Source organism: Curtobacterium sp. MCBA15_008 (assembly GCF_001865065.1).
GTDB lineage: Bacteria > Actinomycetota > Actinomycetes > Actinomycetales > Microbacteriaceae > Curtobacterium.
In genome coordinates this window covers 35412-54439 of sequence record NZ_MJGN01000027.1, presented here as the reverse complement: position 1 = coordinate 54439, position 19028 = coordinate 35412, and the positions used below count along the sequence as shown (strand labels likewise).

Annotated in this window: 18 protein-coding genes; 8 read left to right on the top strand and 10 right to left on the bottom strand. The window is 70.1% G+C overall.

The features are described from left to right. Positions 1-91 precede the first annotated feature (91 nt). Entirely contained in the window at positions 92-1522 is a 1431-nt protein-coding gene (locus BIU96_RS12485; RefSeq protein ID WP_071292946.1) for an amino acid permease, read from the top strand. Positions 1523-1575: 53 nt separating this feature from the next. Here the strand turns inward: BIU96_RS12485 and BIU96_RS12480 are convergent, their stop codons facing one another. Both BIU96_RS12480 and BIU96_RS12475 read right to left on the bottom strand, forming a co-directional pair. After that, entirely contained in the window at positions 1576-2025 is a 450-nt protein-coding gene (locus BIU96_RS12480; RefSeq protein WP_071292945.1) for a BLUF domain-containing protein, read from the bottom strand. Between the two features lie 94 nt (positions 2026-2119). After that, positions 2120-2425, bottom strand: a complete 306-nt coding sequence (locus BIU96_RS12475) for a hypothetical protein (RefSeq protein WP_071292944.1) — start codon at positions 2423-2425, stop codon at positions 2120-2122. Between the two features lie 61 nt (positions 2426-2486). Between BIU96_RS12475 and BIU96_RS12470 the strand changes: the two genes are divergently transcribed. Further along, positions 2487-5822: a DEAD/DEAH box helicase gene (locus BIU96_RS12470; RefSeq protein ID WP_139200013.1), complete on the top strand. Its 3336-nt coding sequence runs from the start codon at positions 2487-2489 to the stop codon at positions 5820-5822. 134 nt (positions 5823-5956) lie between these two features. On the opposite strand, the gene BIU96_RS12465 is transcribed toward BIU96_RS12470, so the two are convergent. Next, positions 5957-6736, bottom strand: coding sequence for an aldo/keto reductase (locus BIU96_RS12465; RefSeq protein ID WP_071292942.1), 780 nt, complete (start codon positions 6734-6736; stop codon positions 5957-5959). 106 nt (positions 6737-6842) lie between these two features. Between BIU96_RS12465 and BIU96_RS12460 the strand changes: the two genes are divergently transcribed. The 3 genes from BIU96_RS12460 to BIU96_RS12450 all read left to right on the top strand — a co-directional run bounded on the left by BIU96_RS12460 (position 6843) and on the right by BIU96_RS12450 (position 9323). Next, complete coding sequence (locus tag BIU96_RS12460) at positions 6843-7625, top strand: HNH endonuclease family protein (RefSeq protein WP_139200011.1); 783 nt, start codon at positions 6843-6845, stop codon at positions 7623-7625. Between the two features lie 137 nt (positions 7626-7762). Next, entirely contained in the window at positions 7763-8551 is a 789-nt protein-coding gene (locus BIU96_RS12455) for an SDR family oxidoreductase (RefSeq protein ID WP_071292940.1), read from the top strand. Positions 8552-8645: 94 nt separating this feature from the next. Continuing rightward, positions 8646-9323 carry a GPP34 family phosphoprotein gene (locus BIU96_RS12450; RefSeq protein ID WP_071292939.1) on the top strand — a complete coding sequence of 226 codons (678 nt, stop codon included), beginning with the start codon at positions 8646-8648 and terminating at the stop codon, positions 9321-9323. Between the two features lie 23 nt (positions 9324-9346). On the opposite strand, the gene BIU96_RS12445 is transcribed toward BIU96_RS12450, so the two are convergent. The 6 genes from BIU96_RS12445 to BIU96_RS12420 all read right to left on the bottom strand — a co-directional run bounded on the left by BIU96_RS12445 (position 9347) and on the right by BIU96_RS12420 (position 15498). Continuing rightward, complete coding sequence (locus tag BIU96_RS12445; RefSeq protein ID WP_071292938.1) at positions 9347-10174, bottom strand: nuclease-related domain-containing protein; 828 nt, start codon at positions 10172-10174, stop codon at positions 9347-9349. A gap of 266 nt (positions 10175-10440) precedes the next feature. Next, positions 10441-10815, bottom strand: coding sequence for a PH domain-containing protein (locus BIU96_RS12440; RefSeq protein WP_071292937.1), 375 nt, complete (start codon positions 10813-10815; stop codon positions 10441-10443). Between the two features lie 4 nt (positions 10816-10819). After that, a complete protein-coding gene (locus tag BIU96_RS12435) occupies positions 10820-11128 on the bottom strand; it encodes a hypothetical protein (protein WP_071292936.1) in 309 nt (102 codons plus the stop codon). Between the two features lie 31 nt (positions 11129-11159). Beyond that, a complete protein-coding gene (locus tag BIU96_RS12430) occupies positions 11160-14648 on the bottom strand; it encodes a TM0106 family RecB-like putative nuclease (protein WP_071292935.1) in 3489 nt (1162 codons plus the stop codon). Between the two features lie 71 nt (positions 14649-14719). Then, a complete protein-coding gene (locus tag BIU96_RS12425) occupies positions 14720-15244 on the bottom strand; it encodes a GrpB family protein (protein WP_071292934.1) in 525 nt (174 codons plus the stop codon). After that, a complete protein-coding gene (locus BIU96_RS12420; RefSeq protein ID WP_254786132.1) occupies positions 15241-15498 on the bottom strand; it encodes a DUF1653 domain-containing protein in 258 nt (85 codons plus the stop codon). Before BIU96_RS12420 ends, BIU96_RS12425 begins: the two co-directional genes overlap by 4 nt. A gap of 34 nt (positions 15499-15532) precedes the next feature. Between BIU96_RS12420 and BIU96_RS12415 the strand changes: the two genes are divergently transcribed. From BIU96_RS12415 to BIU96_RS20505, 3 genes are all read left to right on the top strand, one after another. Next, positions 15533-16150, top strand: coding sequence for a TMEM175 family protein (locus tag BIU96_RS12415; protein WP_071292933.1), 618 nt, complete (start codon positions 15533-15535; stop codon positions 16148-16150). A 10-nt stretch (positions 16151-16160) separates the two neighbouring features. Next, a complete protein-coding gene (locus tag BIU96_RS12410; protein WP_071292932.1) occupies positions 16161-16736 on the top strand; it encodes a hypothetical protein in 576 nt (191 codons plus the stop codon). A gap of 448 nt (positions 16737-17184) precedes the next feature. Next, positions 17185-18330 (top strand): DNA cytosine methyltransferase, encoded by a 1146-nt coding sequence (locus BIU96_RS20505; protein WP_368072977.1) that lies wholly within the window; start codon positions 17185-17187, stop codon positions 18328-18330. Positions 18331-18481: 151 nt separating this feature from the next. On the opposite strand, the gene BIU96_RS12405 is transcribed toward BIU96_RS20505, so the two are convergent. Beyond that, positions 18482-18970, bottom strand: a complete 489-nt coding sequence (locus BIU96_RS12405; protein WP_139200009.1) for a hypothetical protein — start codon at positions 18968-18970, stop codon at positions 18482-18484. Between the last annotated feature and the right edge of the window lie 58 nt (positions 18971-19028).

Genomic DNA, 19028 nt, shown 5'->3' with positions numbered 1-19028 from the left:
CGCCCGCCCCGCCCCGCCTGCCCGCCACGCCCCGCGCGGCACGCCGCAGACCGACCGCGCACAACGCGCCCACGAGGAGCAGAGTGGGCGCGTGACGACGACGACACGCACCCTCTTCCGACGGAAGCCGATCGACACGATCGACGACGAGACCGGTGGCGAGGACGGCCTGAAACGGCACCTCGGCCTCTGGCAGCTCACCGCGATTGGCATCGGCGGCATCATCGGCGCGGGGATCTTCACCCTCGCCGGCACGGTGGCGAACGGCGTCGCCGGCCCCGCCGTCCTCATCAGCTTCCTCGTCGCCGGTGTCGCGAGCGCCGCCGCCGCCCTGTCGTACGCGGAGTTCGCTGGCCTCATCCCCAAGGCCGGCAGCGCGTACACGTACGGCTACGCGGTCCTCGGCGAGATCGTCGGCTGGTTCATCGGCTGGGACCTGCTGCTCGAGTACACCGCGATCGTGGCGGTGGTCGCGATCGGCATCTCCGGCTACGTCGGGTTCCTGGTCGGCCAGTTCGGCATCGACCTGCCCGCCTGGATGCTCGGCGCCCCGGGGACCGGCGACGGCCACGTGATCGACGTCTTCGCGATCATCCTCTGCCTGCTCACCGCGTTCGTCCTGACCCGCGGCATCCGCAGCGCCGCCCGCTTCGAGTTCGTGGCCGTCGGCATCAAGGTGGCGCTCGTCGTGCTCATCGTGGTGCTCGGTGTGTTCCACATCAACAGCGCCAACTACTCGCCGTACTTCCCGTTCGGCTTCGGCGGCGTCATGACCGGTGCCGCGACCGTGTTCTTCGCCGTGTTCGGCTACGACGCGATGTCCACCGCGGCCGAGGAGTCCACCGACGCCCGGAAGCACATGCCGAAGGCGATCCTGCTGTCCCTCGGCATCTCGATGGTCTTGTACGTGCTGGCGACGCTCGTCCTCACCGGGATGCAGAAGTACACCGACATCGACCCCGCGTCGGGCTTCTCGTCGGCGTTCGCGTCGGTCGGCCTCGGCGGGGTCGCGAACGTCATCGCGATCGGCGCCATCGTCGGCATCATCACCGTGCTCGTGACGTTCATGCTCGGTGCGAGCCGTGTCTGGTTCTCGATGAGCCGCGACGGCCTGATGCCGAAGTGGTTCGCGAAGACCGACCCGAAGCGCCACGTGCCGACCCGGGTCACGTGGATCCTCGGCATCGCGTCGGCGATCCTGGCCGGCGTCCTGCCGATCGGCGTCGTGGCGGAGCTGACGAACATCGGCATCCTGCTCGCGTTCGTGGTGGTCTGCTCCGCGGTGATCGTGCTCCGCTACCGCCAGCCCGACCTCGACCGCCAGTTCCGGCTGCCGTTCATGCCGGTGATCCCCATCATCGGCGTCATCGCATCGCTGTGGCTGGTGACGTTCCTGCAGTGGGAGACCTGGGTCCGCTTCGCGATCTGGTTCGCGATCGGCCTCGGCGTGTACTTCGGCTACTCGCGGCGGCACAGCAAGCTGGCGACGGGCGAGACGACCGGTAAGCCGATCGGCGACTGACCCAGCAGCGCGCTGCCGCAGCAGCGCGCCGCAGCAGCGCGCCGCAGCGGGGCTCACGCCTCGCGGCGGTGCTTCCCCTTCGACGCCGTCGGGTCCGCCATCGGGTGGTTCCGGAACCAGCGGAGCAGCTCGCGCGACTTGCTCGCGTCCGCACTCTGGTCGCCCTGCGAGAGGAAGCCGCTGAACCCCTCGGGCACGTCGCCGCCGTCGGCCTCGCGGTCGTACGCCATCGACCACTCCGGGAAGCGCCGCGTGTGGATCGACTCCTCGACCAGCAGCCGGACCTCCTCGTGGCGCGGGTCCTCGACGATCCGGGCGTAGGTCGCGATCACGGCGTCGTACGGGCCCTCGAGCAGCTGCATGAAGCGGCCGGCCCGGTGCACGAGCATGCCGGTGAGGCCGTCGGCGGTGTTCCGCTCGCGGGCGTGTTCGAGCACCGCCGCGAGGGCTTCCTCGTCGAACGGCTCGGAGGCCGAACTCATGTAGACCAGTGACTGCAGCATGCGACTCCCTCCGGACGGACCGACAACGATCCTGCCGGGGATCGGCGCGGTCCGACGCCCCCAGAACGGGCCGGTGCGCGCAGCGGCCGATCGCCTACTGCCGCACCTCGCGCATGTTCTGCGCCTGCCAGCCCTCGGGGATCGACTCGCGGAACGCCCGCAGCGCGTCGGCGTAGTCCTTGCCGGTCGCCTCGTGCGGCGTGGTGTCCCGCGACCGCGCGATCGCCCGGACGGTCGTCTCCCCGGTCGCCTTGCTCGTGACCGCGTTGATCTGCTGCAGCTCGAAGCCGTCCAGGTCGAGCGCCGCGATCGCGGCCTGCCGAGCCGATTCGATGTCGTCCCCGCTGCCCTCGGCTTCGCGGGTGGCCGTGGATCGCAGTTCGCCTCGCATGGTCGTCACCGTCCCAGTATGGCCGCGGCTGCGCGCTGCTGCGGTCGGTGGCACCTGGCAGACTCGACGCGTGCCAGCCGCCCCGATGATCGACGCCGTCGACGTCATCCGTTTCGTCGGGCCGCAGGCGTTCGGCCGGGCCCGCGACCTCGTCCGCGCCGGCCTGGTCGACGACGCCGACTGGCACGACGACGACGGCACGGTCACCGCGACGGTCTCCGGTTCAGCCGACGACCCGTACCAGGTCCGGATCGAGACCACCCCGGCGCGCGGCGAGTTCGTCCGGCCGGTCCGCAGCACCTGCAGCTGCCCGCTTCAGGGCGAGTGCAAGCACGTCGCCGCCGCGCTCCTCACCATCAACGCTCGTGCCCTCGCCGCCGCGGCCGGCCCACGTGCGGAAGCGCCGGCTCCGCCGCCCTCTGACTGGAGGCACGACCTCGCCCGCCTCGCCGGCGACGACGAGCAGGTGGTCGCCCCGCAGGGCACGCCCATGGGTCTGCAGTTCGAGTTGCGTGACGCGGTGTCGGCCCGGCTCGCGTCCCGCGCACGGGCGGCCGGTCGGGCACTGCCCACGGCCTCGCGGTCGGTGCGGCTCGGCGTCCGCCCAGTGACCCGGAGCGACGCCGGCAACTGGGTGCGCGGGCAGCTGACGTGGGGAACGCTCCCGTACTCGATGAACCGGTTCGGCCTGTCCCCCGAGCAGCACGGCTGGTTCCTGCAGTTCGCCGCGCTCCACCGCGCCGGGCAGCTCGCCGGGCTGCCGGGCGAGGCCGACTGGATCCACCTCGACGACTTCGGCAGCCCACTGCTCTGGCCGCTGCTCGGGCAGGCACAGGCGCTGGGGATCGCCTTCGTGACCGGCAAGCGCGAGGGCGGTGCGGTGCTCGGCGCCGAGGCGCGGGTGCTCCTCGATGCCGCCCGGCACGAGGACGGTCTGGTGCTCGGGGCGAGTGCGGTCCTCGACGGCCGGCCCGTGGTCGACGGCGCCGCCCGGATGATCGGCGACCACGGGCTCTACGTCTTCCGCGAGAGCCCCGAGTTCCACGTCGTGTTCGCCCCGACCCCCGCCCCGGTGCCCGAGGACCAGCGCCGCATGCTCGTCGAGGGCACGCGCATCACGGTGCCCGCGGCCGAGGTCGACGAGTTCCTGGCCGACTGGTCCCCGAGGCTGCGCGGCGCCCTCGGGCTCGTCAGTTCCGACGGTTCGATCGCGCTCCCGGAGCGCACGCCGCCCGAGCTCGTGCTCACGGCGACCTTCGAGCCGGCGCGACTCCCCCGAACGGACGACCGCGTGCACCTGCAGTGGCGCTGGCACGTCGACGGCCGGAAGGACCCGGTCGCGTTGCACGGCCCCCTGCCGGACCTGAGCGGTCTGCGTGCGGCGGACGACGCCGTGGAGCCGACCACGTCGGGGACGACGGCCGACGTCGCGGGCCGAGCCGCGCCTCCCGGCCCGGGAGGTGGACTGGACTGGTTCGTCGACGGCACCGTCGACGGTGCCGACGTCGCGGTGTTCGCGACCGAGCTGCTGCCGGCGCTCCCCGCGCTCGGCGTCCGCACCGTGGTGCAGGGCGAGCGCGTCGACTACGAGCGGCTGACCGGACGGCCGCACATCACGGTCACGACCATGCCGTCCGAGAAGCACGACTGGTTCGACCTCGGGATCTTCGTCACCGTGAACGGCAAGCAGGTGCCGTTCACGCCGCTGCTCCGGGCACTCGCCAAGCGGGACCGGCGGATGAAGCTCGTCGACAACTCGTACCTGTCGCTCGGGGACCCGGCGTTCGACCGGCTCAAGGAGCTCATCGACGAGGCGCGCGACCTCGACGAGTGGGAGCCCGACCAGCCGATGACGGTGACGCCGCTGCAGGCCGGGCTCTGGTCGGAGTTCGACCAGCTCGCCGACGAGACCTCGCACGACGAACGCTGGCAGACGATCGCGTCCGGGCTGCTCGGGGCGACCCCGCCGGAGTCGGTCCCCCTGCCGGACTCGGTGCACGCGGAGCTCCGGCCGTACCAGCACGCCGGCTACGCGTGGCTGTCGTTCCTGCTGTCGCACGGCATCGGCGGGGTGCTCGCCGACGACATGGGGCTCGGCAAGACGCTGCAGGTGCTCGCGATGATCGCGGCCGCGCGGCAGGCCTCGCCCGAGGGGCCGCCGTTCCTCGTCGTCGCGCCGACCTCCGTCGTGGGCAACTGGGCGGACGAGGCAGCGAGGTTCACGCCGTCGCTCCGGGTCACCACCGTCACCGCGACCTCGCTGAAGGACCCGGCCCGGGTGGCTCGGGCGGCGGCCGCGTCGGACGTCGTCGTCACCTCGTACGCGCTGCTCCGCCTCGACGCGGCCGCGTACACCGACCTGTCGTGGTCGGCGCTCGTGCTCGACGAGGCGCAGTTCGTGAAGAACCCGCAGTCGCAGACGCACCGCGCCGCCGTGGAGCTCCGCGCTCCGGTGAAGTTCGCGATCACGGGCACGCCGCTCGAGAACGGGCTGACCGACCTGTGGGCGCTGTTCCACGTCGTGGCGCCCGGGCTGCTGTCGTCGTGGTCGCGGTTCGGCGACGACTACGTGAAGCCGTTGGCCTCCCCCGACCTGCGGGGCGTCGCGCGCCAGGAACTCACCGAGCGGCTGCGACGGCGGATCCGGCCGCTCATGCTCCGACGGACGAAGGAGAGCGTGGCCGCCGACCTGCCGCCGAAGCAGGAGCAGGTCGTCCGGGTGACGCTCGACCCCGAGCACCGGGCGCTGTACGAGCGGACGCTGAACCGGGAGCGCCTGAAGGTGCTCGACCTGATCGACGACCTGGCGCGGAACCGGATGATCGTGTTCCGGTCGCTGACGCTGCTGCGGATGCTGGCGTTGTCGCCGGCGCTGGTGGACGGCTCGCGGGAGGACCTGTCCTCCGCGAAGCTCGAACTGCTGCTCGACGAACTCGAGCAGCTCGCGGCCGAGGGCCGCCGTGCCCTGGTGTTCAGCCAGTTCACGTCGTTCCTCCGCATGGTCGCCACCGCGCTCGACGAGCGCGGCATCGGGTACGAGTACCTCGACGGCTCCACGCGGCGTCGGCCCGAGGTGATCGACCGCTTCCGGACGGGCACCGCGCCGGCGTTCCTCATCTCGCTCAAGGCGGGCGGGTTCGGGCTGACCCTGATCGAGGCCGACACCGTGTTCGTGCTCGACCCGTGGTGGAACCCCGCCGCCGAGAACCAGGCGGTCGACCGCACGCACCGCATCGGCCAGACGCGGTCCGTGAACGTGCAGCGGTTCATCGCGGAGGACACCATCGAGGAGAAGGTCCTCGCGCTGGCGGCGAAGAAGGCCGAGCTGTTCGCCACGATGATCGACGACGACGCGCTGTTCGCCGAGGACCTGACGGCCGACGACATCCGGTCCCTGCTCGACTGAGCGGGGCGCCGCGGCGCCGGGCGGGCCGAGCGCGCCGGGCGTGCGCGCGCCCGGTTCGGCGTGCCGCCGCACAACGAACGTCACGCCGAACCGCGGCGATGCGCAGTTCGGCGTGACTTCGGTTGTGCGCCGGGTCAGTGCCCGAGTGCGTCGATCCGTGCGACCTCGTCGGCGCTCAGCTCGATGCGGGCTCCGGCGGCGTTCGAGGCGATGCGCTCCGGGTTCGACGACTTCGGGATGACGACGAACTCGTGCGCCACGTGCCACGCGACGATGACCTGGGCAGCATCGGCGTCGTGCGCCTCGGCGATCGAGACGAGCGTCGGGTCCTGCAGGTTGCTCGCCTTGAACGGGCTGTAGCCCTCGAGGACGACCCCGCGCTCGGACAGCCCGTCGGCGATCGCGCGGTCGTACTCGACCGGGCTCCACTTGATCTGGTTCACGGCCGGGGTCGTGCCGGTTGCGGAGACCAGCTCGTCGATCTGCGCGAGCGAGTAGTTGCTCACACCGACCGCGCGGGTGAGGCCGTCGGCCTGCGCCTGGACGACCTGCTCCCAGACGTCCGGGCGGGCCTCGCCGTTCGGCGGCCAGTGCACGAGCCAGAGGTCAAGGTGGTCGAGGCCGAGCTGCTCGAGGCTCTCCTCGATGGTCTGGCGCACACGGTCGGCGTTGTCCGGCGGGAGCTTCGTCGTGACGAAGACGTCGTCGCGGGCCAGGCCGGACGCGGCGATCGCCTTCCCCACCCCGCGCTGGTTGCTGTAGCCCGTGGCGGTGTCGATGTGGCGGTAGCCAGCTTCGAGTGCCGAGCCCACCGCGGCGGGAGCATCGGCGTCGGGGATCTGCCAGGTGCCGAAGCCCAGGAGCGGCATCGACCCACCGGTGACGGACACGGACGGATTCGCGTAATCGGTCATGCCCCGTGTCTACGCCCGACGATGTCGGTCCTTCACGGGAAGATCGATCCCGGTCCCGCCGGACCCGCACCACCGCACTACCGCACCACCAGGAGCCCCACCCCGCATGACGTCCCGCCGACGCCGTACCCGCACCAGCCTCACGTCCGTCATCGTCGTCCTCGCCCTCGCGGTCGGCGCCTACGCACTCCACACCACCGGGGTGCTCGCGCCCGACGCCGAAGCCGCTCCGGCAGCGACCGCCCCCGCGGCGACCGACGCGCCCACGATCACGACGGAACCCGACGCACCGGAGCCGAGCCGCGCCTCCAGTCCGACCCCAGGCGGCACCGCGACCAGCGCTGCGAGCGCACGCACCCAGCTCGCTGCCCTGCCGGTCAAAGGCAAGGCGCCGGCGACCGGCTACGACCGCGAGGGCGACTTCGGCACCGCGTGGCTCGACGTCGACCGGAACGGGTGCGACACCCGGAACGACGTGCTGGCGCGGGACCTCGCCGCGATCACCCGCCGGGGGCCGTGCACGGTGCTGACGGGGACGCTGGTGTCGCCGTACACCGGGGCGACGGTCGACTTCGTGCGCGGGAACCGGACCTCGACCCTCGTGCAGATCGACCACGTCGTCGCGCTCGAGAACGCGTGGCGGACCGGCGCCCAGCAGCTCACGCAGGCCGAGCGCGAGGCCCTGGCGAACGACCCGGAGAACCTCTTCGCGGTCGACGGCCACTCGAACGCGCAGAAGCGCTCGGGCGACGCCGCGACCTGGCTGCCGGCCGACAAGTCCTTCCGCTGCACCTACGTCGAGCACCAGGTCGCGGTGAAGGCGAAGTACCGACTGTGGGTCGCCCCGGCGGAGCACGATGCGATGGCCCGCATCCTCGGAGGCTGCTGACCGACGCTGTTGGCGACAGGTGTAGCCTAAGTACCTCGATGCAGCTGCACCGGACCGGACTCGCTGCCCTGCGCCGAACCACGAGCGCCGCGCGGACCCCGAGCCCTTCACCGTCGAAGACCTCAGGAGGCCACCCCATGCCCACCACTCGCTTCACCGACCGCGTCGTCCTCATCACCGGCGGCGGCTCCGGCCTCGGCCGCGCCGCCGCCGTCCGTCTGGCGACCGAGGGCGCCGCGCTCTCCCTCGTCGACGTCTCCGCCGAGGGACTGGACGCCTCGAAGGCCGCCGTGCTCAAGGCAGCCCCCGACGCGCAGGTCCTCACCACCGTCGCCGACGTCTCCGACGAGGCCCAGGTCGAGGCGTACGTCGCCGCGACCACCGAGCGCTTCGGACGCATCGACGGCTTCTTCAACAACGCCGGCATCGAGGGCAAGCAGAACCCCACCGAGTCCTTCACCGCCGCCGAGTTCGACAAGGTCGTGTCGATCAACCTCCGTGGTGTGTTCCTCGGCCTCGAGAAGGTGCTCGCGGTCATGCGTTCGCAGGGAAGCGGCATGGTCGTGAACACCGCCAGCGTCGGCGGCATCCGCGGCATCGGCAACCAGTCCGGGTACGCCGCCGCCAAGCACGGCGTCGTCGGCCTCACCCGCAACTCAGCCGTCGAGTACGGCCAGTACGGCATCCGCATCAACGCCATCGCCCCCGGAGCGATCTGGACGCCGATGGTCGAGAACTCGATGAAGCAGCTCGACCCGGAGAACCCGCGGAAGGCCGCCGAGGAGTTCATCCAGGTCAACCCCACCAAGCGCTACGGCGAGGCCCCCGAGATCGCTGCGGTGGTCGCCTTCCTGCTGTCCGACGACGCCTCGTACGTCAACGCGACGGTGGTCCCGATCGACGGCGGCCAGTCCGCCAAGTACTGAACGGGTCCGGTCCGACGCGCGGCGCACCTCACGGTGTCCTGCGTGTCGGCCTGGAGGCGCGGCACCCCTCCGCCCCGCGTGGCACCATGCGGACATGGCTGAGTTGCTGACCATCCCCCAGGCCTTCGCGCTGCTCCAGATCGCCCCCGACGGTCGTCGCAGCACCGACGGCCAGCGTCTGGACCTCGGTCTCGCCGGCGCCGCGCTGGCCGACCTCGCGCTCCGGGGTGCGATCACGTTGCAGGACGGCCGCGTCGGGATCGCCACCGGCACCCCCACCGGCGACGCCGCCCTCGACGGGGTGCTCGAGCAGGTGCGCGCTGTCTACTCCGTGTCGGGCACGCCGCGGAAGGCGAAGTGGTGGGTGCAGCGCCTCGGCAAGCGCCCGCTCCGTGACGCGGTCCTGGCCGGTCTCGTGCAGCGCGGCATCGTCTCGGAGGAGCAGCACACCACCCTCGTGCTGTTCACCACCACCCGGCATCCCGAGCTCGACGGCGGCCCGGAGTCGCTCGTCCGGGCCGGGGTCGCCGACGTGCTGGCGCAGCGGACCCCGCCGAGCCCGTACCTGGCGACGGTGATCGGTCTGCTCGACGCGACCGGCACCCTGCGGAACCAGTTCGGCGCGGTCGACAAGGCCCTCGTCCGGTCGATCAGCGAGGGCGAGTGGGCCTCACCCGCCGTCCGCGCCGTGCTGTCGGACATCCAGGCGGCAGCCATGACCGCCGGTGTGCTCGCCGCGACGACGGCCGCCACCACGGCGACGACGAGCTGACGCGGCCGAGCCCGTCCATCGCGTCACAGCCCGAGCGAGATCGCTGCCGTCGCCCACCAGTACCCGAGCAGACCGCCGGCCGGTACCGCGAGGCCCGCGACGACCCGCCCCTTCCGCAGCAGCGCGCGTCGCCGTCGGGCCTCGTCGATCTCCCGCTCGAGCCGTTCGAACCGCTGCACGTGGCGGAGCGTGTCGTTCAGGACGACCGCGTCGACGTGCCACGTGCGGCGCTCCTCGGCGAGCATCGCGAGGTACCGCACCGCTTCGTCGGAGTGCGCCCGCGGCAACCCGGTGATCCACGCGCCGACCTCGTCGGGCCGGAGGGTGACGACCGCCGGGGCCTTGTCGCCGAACCGGAGCTTCGCCGCCGCCACCACGAGCACCGGCTGCACGAGGATCGGCCCACCCGCGGCCGCGGACAGCAGCGCCGTCGCACGCTCCCCCTCGGCGACGGCGCGGTGCATGTGCTGTGTCCGCTGCCCGTTCACGGTGAGGGTGCGTCCACCGGCCCAGACGCTCTGCCCGGAGTGATTCTTCGTGTTGATCGAGAACACCCCGGTCGGCCCGACGACGATGTGGTCGATGTCGGTCGAGCGCTTCCCGACCGGCACCGCGTGGAGCACCGTGAACTCCGGCCCGAGCGCGTCGAGCGCGCGTGCGACGTCCCGCTCGCCGATCGCGCCCTTGAACCAGGACCGGGCATCGTCGTGGAGCGGATCGTGCCCCCAGAACCGCTGCCAACTCGTCCGCGCCGGAGCGGCCGACTGGATCGCGAGACACTCCTGCATCACCGCGTAGCCGGGCTTCCGTGCGCGGAGCGTCAGCTGCGCGCCGCCCTTCGCTTCCCCCATGGTGCAACCGTCCCAGGGGTCACGGGTGCGCGGCCAGCCCTCGTTCTGGCGTCAGCACCCCGGGCAGATGCGGTCGCGTTCTCCGCCGTGTCGGATCCGGACCGCGGAAGCCGGGGAACGCCGTCCGGATCCGACATCGCCCAGGAACGACGGATCGTCCCGGAGTGCTGTGGGGACGTGGGCCGCAACAGCACAGTGCACTCGGCGATCGACCGTTCTGGTTCGCGATCCCCGAGGTCCACGAACCAGAACGGTCGATCGGTCGTTCACAACACGTGGTGCGCGATGAGCTTCCCCAGGTAGGTGATGTCGAACCGCCCCTTGAACTCGAAGCGCACCTTGCCGAGTCCGCTGAACCAGAGCTCGAGTTCGGCGTCGAGGTCGAACGAGCCCGCGGTCTCCACGGAGAACGCCTGGATCTTGCTGTACGGCAGTGAGCTGAAGTCGCGCTTCTTCCCGGTGATGCCCTGCACGTTCACGGCGATGATGCGCTTGTCCGTGAAGGCCACGAAGTCGCGGATGGTCTTGGCAGCGACGAGGACGCGTTCGCCGTCGAGGAGCAGGCCGGCGATCTGCGGTTCGACCTCGCTCGGGTCGCAGTGGGTGAGCTTGAACAGGGACCCGTTGGTGAAGTCGATCACGTGGTCACCACACCGTTCCGGCGCCGACGAAGATGCTGAGGAACGCGAGGCCCCCGAGGACCAGCCCCGTCACCGCCAGCCCCATGCCGCGACGTACTCGATTGGCCCGCACGATTCCGCAGATCCCGAAGACGATCGCGAGGACGTCGGGAAGCCCGCCGAGGAAGATGCCGATGAAGAACGGGATCCAGGTCACGAGGAAGCCGAAGAGCCCGAGGACGAAGGCCGCGATCGCGAACCCGTTGCCGGCTACCCGGACGTACGGACTCGGTGGCGGCAGGTACGGGCCACCGGGTGGCTGCTGATATGTCATCTGCTCACCATAGGGCCTGACGAAGCAGGAGTCAGCGGCGCGGCTCGACGAGCTCGATGAACCGTGACAGCAACGACAGCCCGGCGATGGACGGCGGCAGGCCCGTGGTGAGCGCCGGCGAGTACACGAGGTACGCCGCCCACTTCGCCCGCGACAGCGCCACGTTCAACCGGTTCGGCATGAGCAGGAAGTCGAGCCCGCGCGGGATGTCCGCCGCGCTCGACGCCGCCAGCGACACGATCGACACGACGGCCTCGCGCCCCTGGAACAGGTCCACCGTGCCCACCTGCGTCCCTCGCAGTCCGGCCCGGTCGAGCTCCTGCCGGATCACCGCACCCTGCGCGTTGTACGGCGCGACGACGATGACGTCCTCGTCGGTGAGGACCCGCGTCTCGTCGCCGTCGACCCACCGGCGGCCGACCAGGTCCTGCGCGAGCTGCACCACGCGAGCGGCCTCTTCGAGCGACGACGTGGTGTTGCCGGCGTGGGCGACCGGCACCGCGTGGACGCCGGGGTCGATGTCGTCGAGGTGCCGGCCGGACACCATCGACGCCAGCTGCCCGTCGTACGACAACGCCGACACCGAGGCGGTCAGCGCGGGCTCCATCCGGCGCGTTCGGGCGAGGAAGTACCCGAACTCCGGCGGCAGCACGTGCTCGCCGTCGGTCAGCCAACCGAGCGCCGACTGGTCGACGGGCTCCGGGTGCGACCCCTGCGACACCTGGGGCAACTGCTGCGGATCGCCGAGCAGCAGCAGCCGCGACGCCGCGATGGACGAGGCGATGGTCGGGGCGAGCGAGAACTGTCCGGCCTCGTCGACCACGAGCAGGTCGAGGGAGCGACGCCCGATGGTCGTCTCGTTCGCGAACGTCCACGCGGTGCCGCCGACGACTCCCCCGGTGCCGGAGGCCTCGCACGACTCCAGGAACGCAGCGACGGCGGCGTTGTTCTTCACCGGCGTCCACGCCGCAGCGTCGACGTCGTCGGGATCCGCGCCGGAGCGAGGGACCTTGACGACCCGGTCCGCGGCGACGCCTGCCCGCACCACGGCCGACAGGAAGTTCTCGGAGGTGGCGTGGGACTGCCCGACGACCCCGACGCGCCAGCCGTGCTCACGGACGAGCCGGGCGACGACGTTCGACCCGACGTAGGTCTTGCCCGTGCCGGGAGGCCCCTGGATCGCCAGGTACGACCGGTCGAGCCCGAGCAGCGTCGCAACCACGGCGGACACCGTGTCGTCGCCCTGCACCGGAGCGATCGCCCCGCGCGGCGGCACCCGGCGCAGCAGGTCGAGTGCCGGGTCGGGCAGCATCGACGGCAGCTCGTCGAGCACCGTCTGGCCCCACTCGGCGATCGCCTCGGGCTGGGGCTTCGCCCGCGGTGGCGCTGCCGGAGCGAGGGCGACCGGGAAGTCGTGGTGCGGCTCGCCGCCGACGGGCAGGCTCTCCTTGAGCAGCACCTCGGTGGCGTCGCCGTTGTCGCTGACGTCGAGGACGACCGCGCGAGCCGATGCGCCCTTCGACCCGGGGCCCGGGGAGTCGACCGATGGCGGGAGTGGGTCGTCGTAGACGAGGTGGGGCGTGCCTCCAGGCCGGAGCCGCGAACCGGGCGCGAGCGTCCCCGACAACCGGAGTTCTCGTGACTGCGAGCGGGCACGCGGCAGCGTGTCCCAGTCCCGCTCGACGGACGCGCGTTCGACGACGAGGACGTCGCGGGTGTCTGCCCAGTCGTCGACCGGGTTCCGCAGGCGGTCGAAGTGGTCCTGCCAGAAGGTCTTGGCCTCGCGGCGGTGGTAGTCGATGGCGGCTGCGGCGAGCGCCAGCGCGGTCTGGTCGGGGGTGCGGTCGAGGGCGTCGACGTCCTCGAGCTCGGCGGCGAGCGCGACGGACACCGGGTTCGGCTCGCGGTCGACGGGGATGGGCGGCAGGAGCTCGGACGGCTCCGGCTCCGGCGCGGGCGCCGGCGTCCGCAACGTCAGGAGCCAGTCGCGCAGCCGGAGCGTCGACCGGCAGTCGTACGCGTTGTAGTCGGCGACCTCGTCGAGCATGTGCTGCCCGGCCGCCGGGTCGCCGTTCCGGAGCTCCTCGATCGCGTCGACGTAGGCGGTGATGCTGTCCGCGGCGTTCGTGACGTCGCTCTCGCGCAGGTCCTCACCCATGTACAGCGGCTCGAGCTTCTTGATCGAGTAGCTGTGGCTGCCGACCACCAGCGCCTTCCGCACGATCGGGTACAGGTCGACCAGCACGCCCGCGCGGAGCAGGTCGTCGACCGCGTCTTCGCCGACCCCGTGCCGGGCCGCGAGGGACAGCAGGTGCGTCCGCTCGTACGCCGCGTAGTGGTAGATGTGCATGCCGGGGTACTGCTCGCGCCGCGCCTGGATGAACGCGAGGAAGTCCAGCAGCGCCTGTCGCTCGTCGCGGATCGTGTGCGCCCAGAACGCCGTGAACTCGGCCCGGTCGTCGACCAGCCCGAACAGGTAGTCGAGGCCCCAGTGCACGCCGTCCTCGGTGTGCAACGGGTCGCCTTCGAAGTCGAAGAAGACGTCGCCCGCGTCCGGCGCGGGGATCGCGTCGAGGGCGCGCGGGTCGAGGACCTCGTACAGCGGCTGGTGTGGGATGCCGGGCGCGCGGCTTGCGTCGCGCGCGTGCTCGGTGTCGACCTGGAGGCGCGCCTGCCGCACCAGCCTGTCCTGCGTCCCACGCGACAAGCCCGGCACTGCCGCGGTGCGGTCCGCCAGGTCGTCGATCGTCCGCACTCCGTGCCGGATCAGCTTCGCCCGCTGGTCGAGCCGCATGCCGGCGACGAGCACGAGGTCGCGGTGGTCCGCCACCTGGGTCGTGCAGACGTCGCAGCGCCCGCAGCTCGAGTATCGCGGGTCGCCCCACCGCAGCGGTTCGTCCGCCGCGATGCGCTCGGCGATGACCCGCTGCAGCTCGGCCCGCTGCGTGCGGTACACCGGCGCGATGTCGGCGAGCTCGTGCGTGGTCGTCGTCCGGTCGCCGAGCACGAGGTGGACCTGCTCGCCGGTGGGGATGCCGTGCGCCTGCATCCGCTCGGCGTAGGCGGCCAGCTGCAGGAGGGCGCTGATCTTGGCGTGCCGGGCGAGCTTCGTGTCGTAGACCTCGTACTCGCCGAGGTCGTTGCGGATGATGAAGTCGGCGAAGCCGATGAAGCCGCTGCCGTCGGCGGAGGCCGGCACGTGGAAGGTCGGTTGGTACAGGACGTCGGCGCCGTTCCGCATGGCGTCCAGCGCCGCTTCGGCCGCAGCGGCGTACTCGGGCGGTGCGGGGCGTTCGAACTCGACGACGTCGCGGGTCTGCTCGAGGATCGCGAGGTAGTCGAGCTCGTGCTGGTCGCCGAGCCGGGCGGTGCGCTCGAGCATGTCGTCGTGCGACTCCGGCAGGGCGTCCCCACGGCCGAGCTTCACGTCGAGGCGGCGGAGGAACGCCCACTCGCAGGCAGCCCAGGTGGAGAGGTCGCTCGGGCTGAGCAGCACGTTCCCGTCGACGCCGATCTGCATGCGCTCCCCCTCGTCCTCTGGTGCCCTGGAAGCCTAGGGCCGCCCGCCGACAGCGACGCTGTCCTGGTGCATCACTTGTCCCAGGCCGACGTCGGCGGCAGACCTCGACGAGCCCTTTCCTCGTTGAGGATCTCCTCGACGACCGCTCGCTTGCCGGCCGTGTAGGCGCGCCCGTCCTCCGCCGCGGCGAGCGCCTCCTTCGCCGCTCCGTACCGGGCTCGCGCGTCCGGGTCGCGGAGCAGGGCGTCACGGAAGAGCCGCTGGTTGCAGTGCTCCCACTCGTCGGCGCGGAGGACGTGCAGGATGTGCGTGCGGGCAGTCCCGGTCGAGCGCACGTACACGCCGTGGTTCTTCGGCCCGGCTCGGTGCTGCTCGTAGCCGAGCGCTTCGACGGTCGGGCCGAGTGCGAGGACGTCCACATCCTCGGCCGCCCTCGCCGCCAGGTCGATGACCGGCTTCGCCACCAGGCCGGGCACGGCGGTGCTCCCGATGTGTTCCAGCGCCGTCACCTTGCCCGCCAGCGCGGAACGGAGGCGCTCGGCTTCGGAGCGGAAGTCGTCCGCCCACGCGGACCGGTGCTGCTGGAGCTCGATCACCGCGAGGGCGCCGGTCGCGCGTCGCCGGCGCCGGCGCCGTCGACGATCGGCACGAACCGCGGCCCGTCGTACCCGTCGCGCGTGACGTGCTCCGTGAAGTCGGCGAGCGAGCGCACCCAGTGCCCGCGCTCCCCGTACAGCGCCTGGTAGACGACGACCGGTTTCTCGGTCTCGACGTCCTTGGCCAGCAGGACCACCTCGTACTCCCCGCCCTTGAAATGTCGGTACCGGCCGGGCGTCACGTCGAAGCTCACGCTCCCGATGCTACGGGCCTCCTACACTCAGCCCATGAGCGAGCAGACCGAGCAGGCACGCACCGACCGCGGCCTCGACCGCCTCGTGAACTTCTCCGACGCGACGGTCGCCATCGCGATCACGATCCTCATCCTCCCGCTGGTCGACCTCGCCGGCGAGCTGAGCCGCGACGAGACCGCCGGGGACCTGCTCCGGCAGAACTGGCCGGCGCTGCTCGAGTTCCTCGTCACGTTCTGGGTGATCGCGCGCTTCTGGACCCTGCACCACCAGGTCTTCGAGCACGTCCGCTCCTACAACCCGCAGGTGATGCGGCTGAACTTCGTGTGGCTGATCAGCATCGTGTTCCTGCCGTTCGCCGCGAACCTGCTCGACACCGGAGGCGACGACGACCGAGTCTCGCACGGCCTCTACATCGGCACGATGGTCCTGACGAGCCTGTCCCTGACCGCGATCGAGTACGAACTCCGCCGCAGGCCGGAGCTGCTGTCGACCCCGCTCCGCGACCCGTCGAAGGGCTTCGTCGCCGTGGGCCTGATGGTCCTCGCCCTCGTCCTGGCGCTCCTCGTCCCCTCGGTCGGCCTGTACTGGGTGCTGCTCCTGCTGCTCCAGGGTCCGATCGCGCAGCTGCTACGCCGTCGCCGCGCCGCCTAGGGTGACAGGCATGGAGGAGCTCGAAGCCCGCGCACGCCGCGCTCGACGACGGACGCTCGTCGTCGTCCTCGGTGGGCTCGTCGCCGGCGGGGTCCTCGGATGGTTCATCCCCCACGACGACGCGGTGGGCCGTGCCGTCCAGGTCGTCGGCTGGGCAATGGCCGTCGCGGGTCTCGCCGGAGCCTTCTCGCTCATGTGGACGACGACCGTCCTGGCCGCACACCTCCGCGTCCCGCTGCAGTCGCTCCCCCGCGAGGCCAGTCGCTCCCTCCGGAAGTCCGTCAGCGCCGGCCGTCCGATCGTCCCGAGTGACTCCGAACTGGCGTACCGCGCGTTCGTCTACGCCCGCGTGATGCTCGTGTACGGACCGATCGTCTGGGCGCAGTTCCTGCTGCTGTACGCGGGCATCGTCGGCCCACAACTCGATCGCCTGTTCGCCGACAGTGTCTTCGACATCGTGTTCAGCCGGGCCACCTGCAGCATCCTCCTGATCGTCGCCGCCGTCATCTCGCTCGTCTGGCAGCGCAAGCTCCGCGGCGCCCGCCGCTACATCGACACCGCACGCGAGATGGCACAGCACCGCTGACCGCACGCCCCACCCACCCGGCCTGGAGGCGCGGCTCGCCCCCGCCCCGCGCCTCCGGCCCGGCAGGCGGTCGCCTCGACCGCCACCCCCCGCACAACGCAAGTCACCCCGAGCCGCGCTTCGCCGCGGTTCGAGCGCACTTGCGTTGCGCGAACGTGCGCCACCTTCGCGGCTGCCACTGCCTGAGGCGCACAGACAGCCAAGGCGGCAGGTCCATGAGGGAGGTGGACGAAGTCGGAGCGGTGGCGGCCGGAGCGGCGATCACTTGCGGACCATCTTCCGGCTCGCTTCACCCCCGACGCCGCTGACCTTGGCGACCAGCCGGGGCCTCAACGGCGCATATGCTGGAGCTGGCGTGAATCAACGCGACGTGGAGTGTCAGAGGCCGGCACTAGCGTCAGCCGCACGAACTAACAAATTTTTGTGCCGTCAGAGGAGTAACACGAGGATGCTGATGTCGACCGCTCGAACTGTTACCGATGGATACGCCGACATCGAAGCCGTCCCTGAGCGTATCGGAACTTTCGTTTCTCTCTACGCGGGTGCGGGCGGCCTCGACACGGGCTTTGCTCTGGCGGGATTCACCCCGACCTGGGTTAGCGAATTGGATCCCTTTGCGATGGATTCGCATCGCGACGCACTCAAACGACTGGCCGACAGTCGACCGCACCTTCAAGGAATCACTTACGAGGAACACGTCGGCGACCTCCTCAATTTACCCGACGAGCAACTTCCCGCCGAGGGGTCTGCGGATCTAGTGATCGGCGGGCCGCCTTGTCAGGGTTTTAGTGTCGCCGGAAAGATGAACCCGAATGATGAGCGCTCGAAGCATGTCTTTCACTTCCTAGACATTGTCGAGCGAGTGCAGCCTAAAGCTTTCTTGCTTGAGAATGTGAAGGCACTCTACTCGAACCGCCGATGGGCTGCGATACGTGATGCCCTAATCGCGCGGGCTGAAGACATGGGATATAACACACTCCTTACCCTCGCAAACGCGTCGCATTTCGGAGTCCCTCAGGCCCGCGAACGCATGTTCCTCATCGGAGTCCGTCGGGACGTCGGGACGCCTGAGGCGCCGGCACCGACTACGCAGGACGCCCCGCCCACCGTTCGACACGCTCTCGCGACGCTCCCTCCGTATGGAGCGCCAGGAAACGACTCGAAGTGCGCGGCAAAGATTACCTTGGCGAAGGCACCAGTCCTGAGGAGGTCGCCTTACGCTGGCATGCTTTTCAATGGCGCCGGGCGTCCTCTCAATTTGGACGCACCTGCAGGCACACTTGCTGCCTCGATGGGAGGAAACAAGACCCCCATCATCGATCAAAACGTTGTGACAAATCATGAAGGTAGGTCTTGGGTCGTTGATTACCATGATTCACTCTGGAGCAACGGACTCGGACCGGCTGCCTCCGAACCACCTTCGCACCTTCGAAGGCTCACCGTTGAGGAAGCTGCGGCAATTCAAACGTTCCCAGTGGGAATGAAGTGGCACGGATCCCGATCGGCTCAATACAAGCAAATTGGAAACGCGGTGCCACCGCGCTTGGCTTACGCAGCAGCGTTAGCAATGATCCGCTCGATTGGCCACAACTAACAACGACTAACCCTTCCCACTAGCCGCCAGCCGGCACTTTGCAGGAATGCGGAGGGCCTAGATTTGCGTTTTAGTCGCTCGCTTCACGCATAACCACCCTTCACAGCTGTCAGCCTCGTTGAAGCTCGACGACTGAAGTTTGGTACGCAAACTAAACGGAGTCGGCATAGGAAGTCAGCACTCCAAACCAAGCCCGCCGATTAGCGTCGGTCGAGTATTTGTCGAGCTCCGCCGCAACCGCCCAAACGAAGTCTGTAGCGACATCCCGCTCCGCGGCGGGGAAGTTTAGCCAGGCTTCTATGACGTCGATAGTCACGAGGTCGATGCGTTGATCGAATCGCATTAAGGCTCGACTCAGGAACGACTCAATCTCGCTTTGCTCGGGTCCATAAATGCCCCGAGAGACTACCGTCGCTCTGTCTAGCCCGAGCGAGAGCATCGCCGGAACCACTTCATGCTGAAGCTTCGCTAAGCGGATGTAATCGTCAGTAACTTCTATGCCACCAAATGGGATTTTCTCGGCCGACTCGATGAGCACATCAATGGGATCTGGCGAATTTATATCTCTTCGGATTATTGTGGGGTGCGTACCGAATTGCTCGCTGAACGTTCGCGCCGCGACCGTCACGATCGCTTCCATTGCGTCCGGTCGTTCAGGCGCACGCTCGAGGAAAGACCTGACGAGGCTCATTGCAATC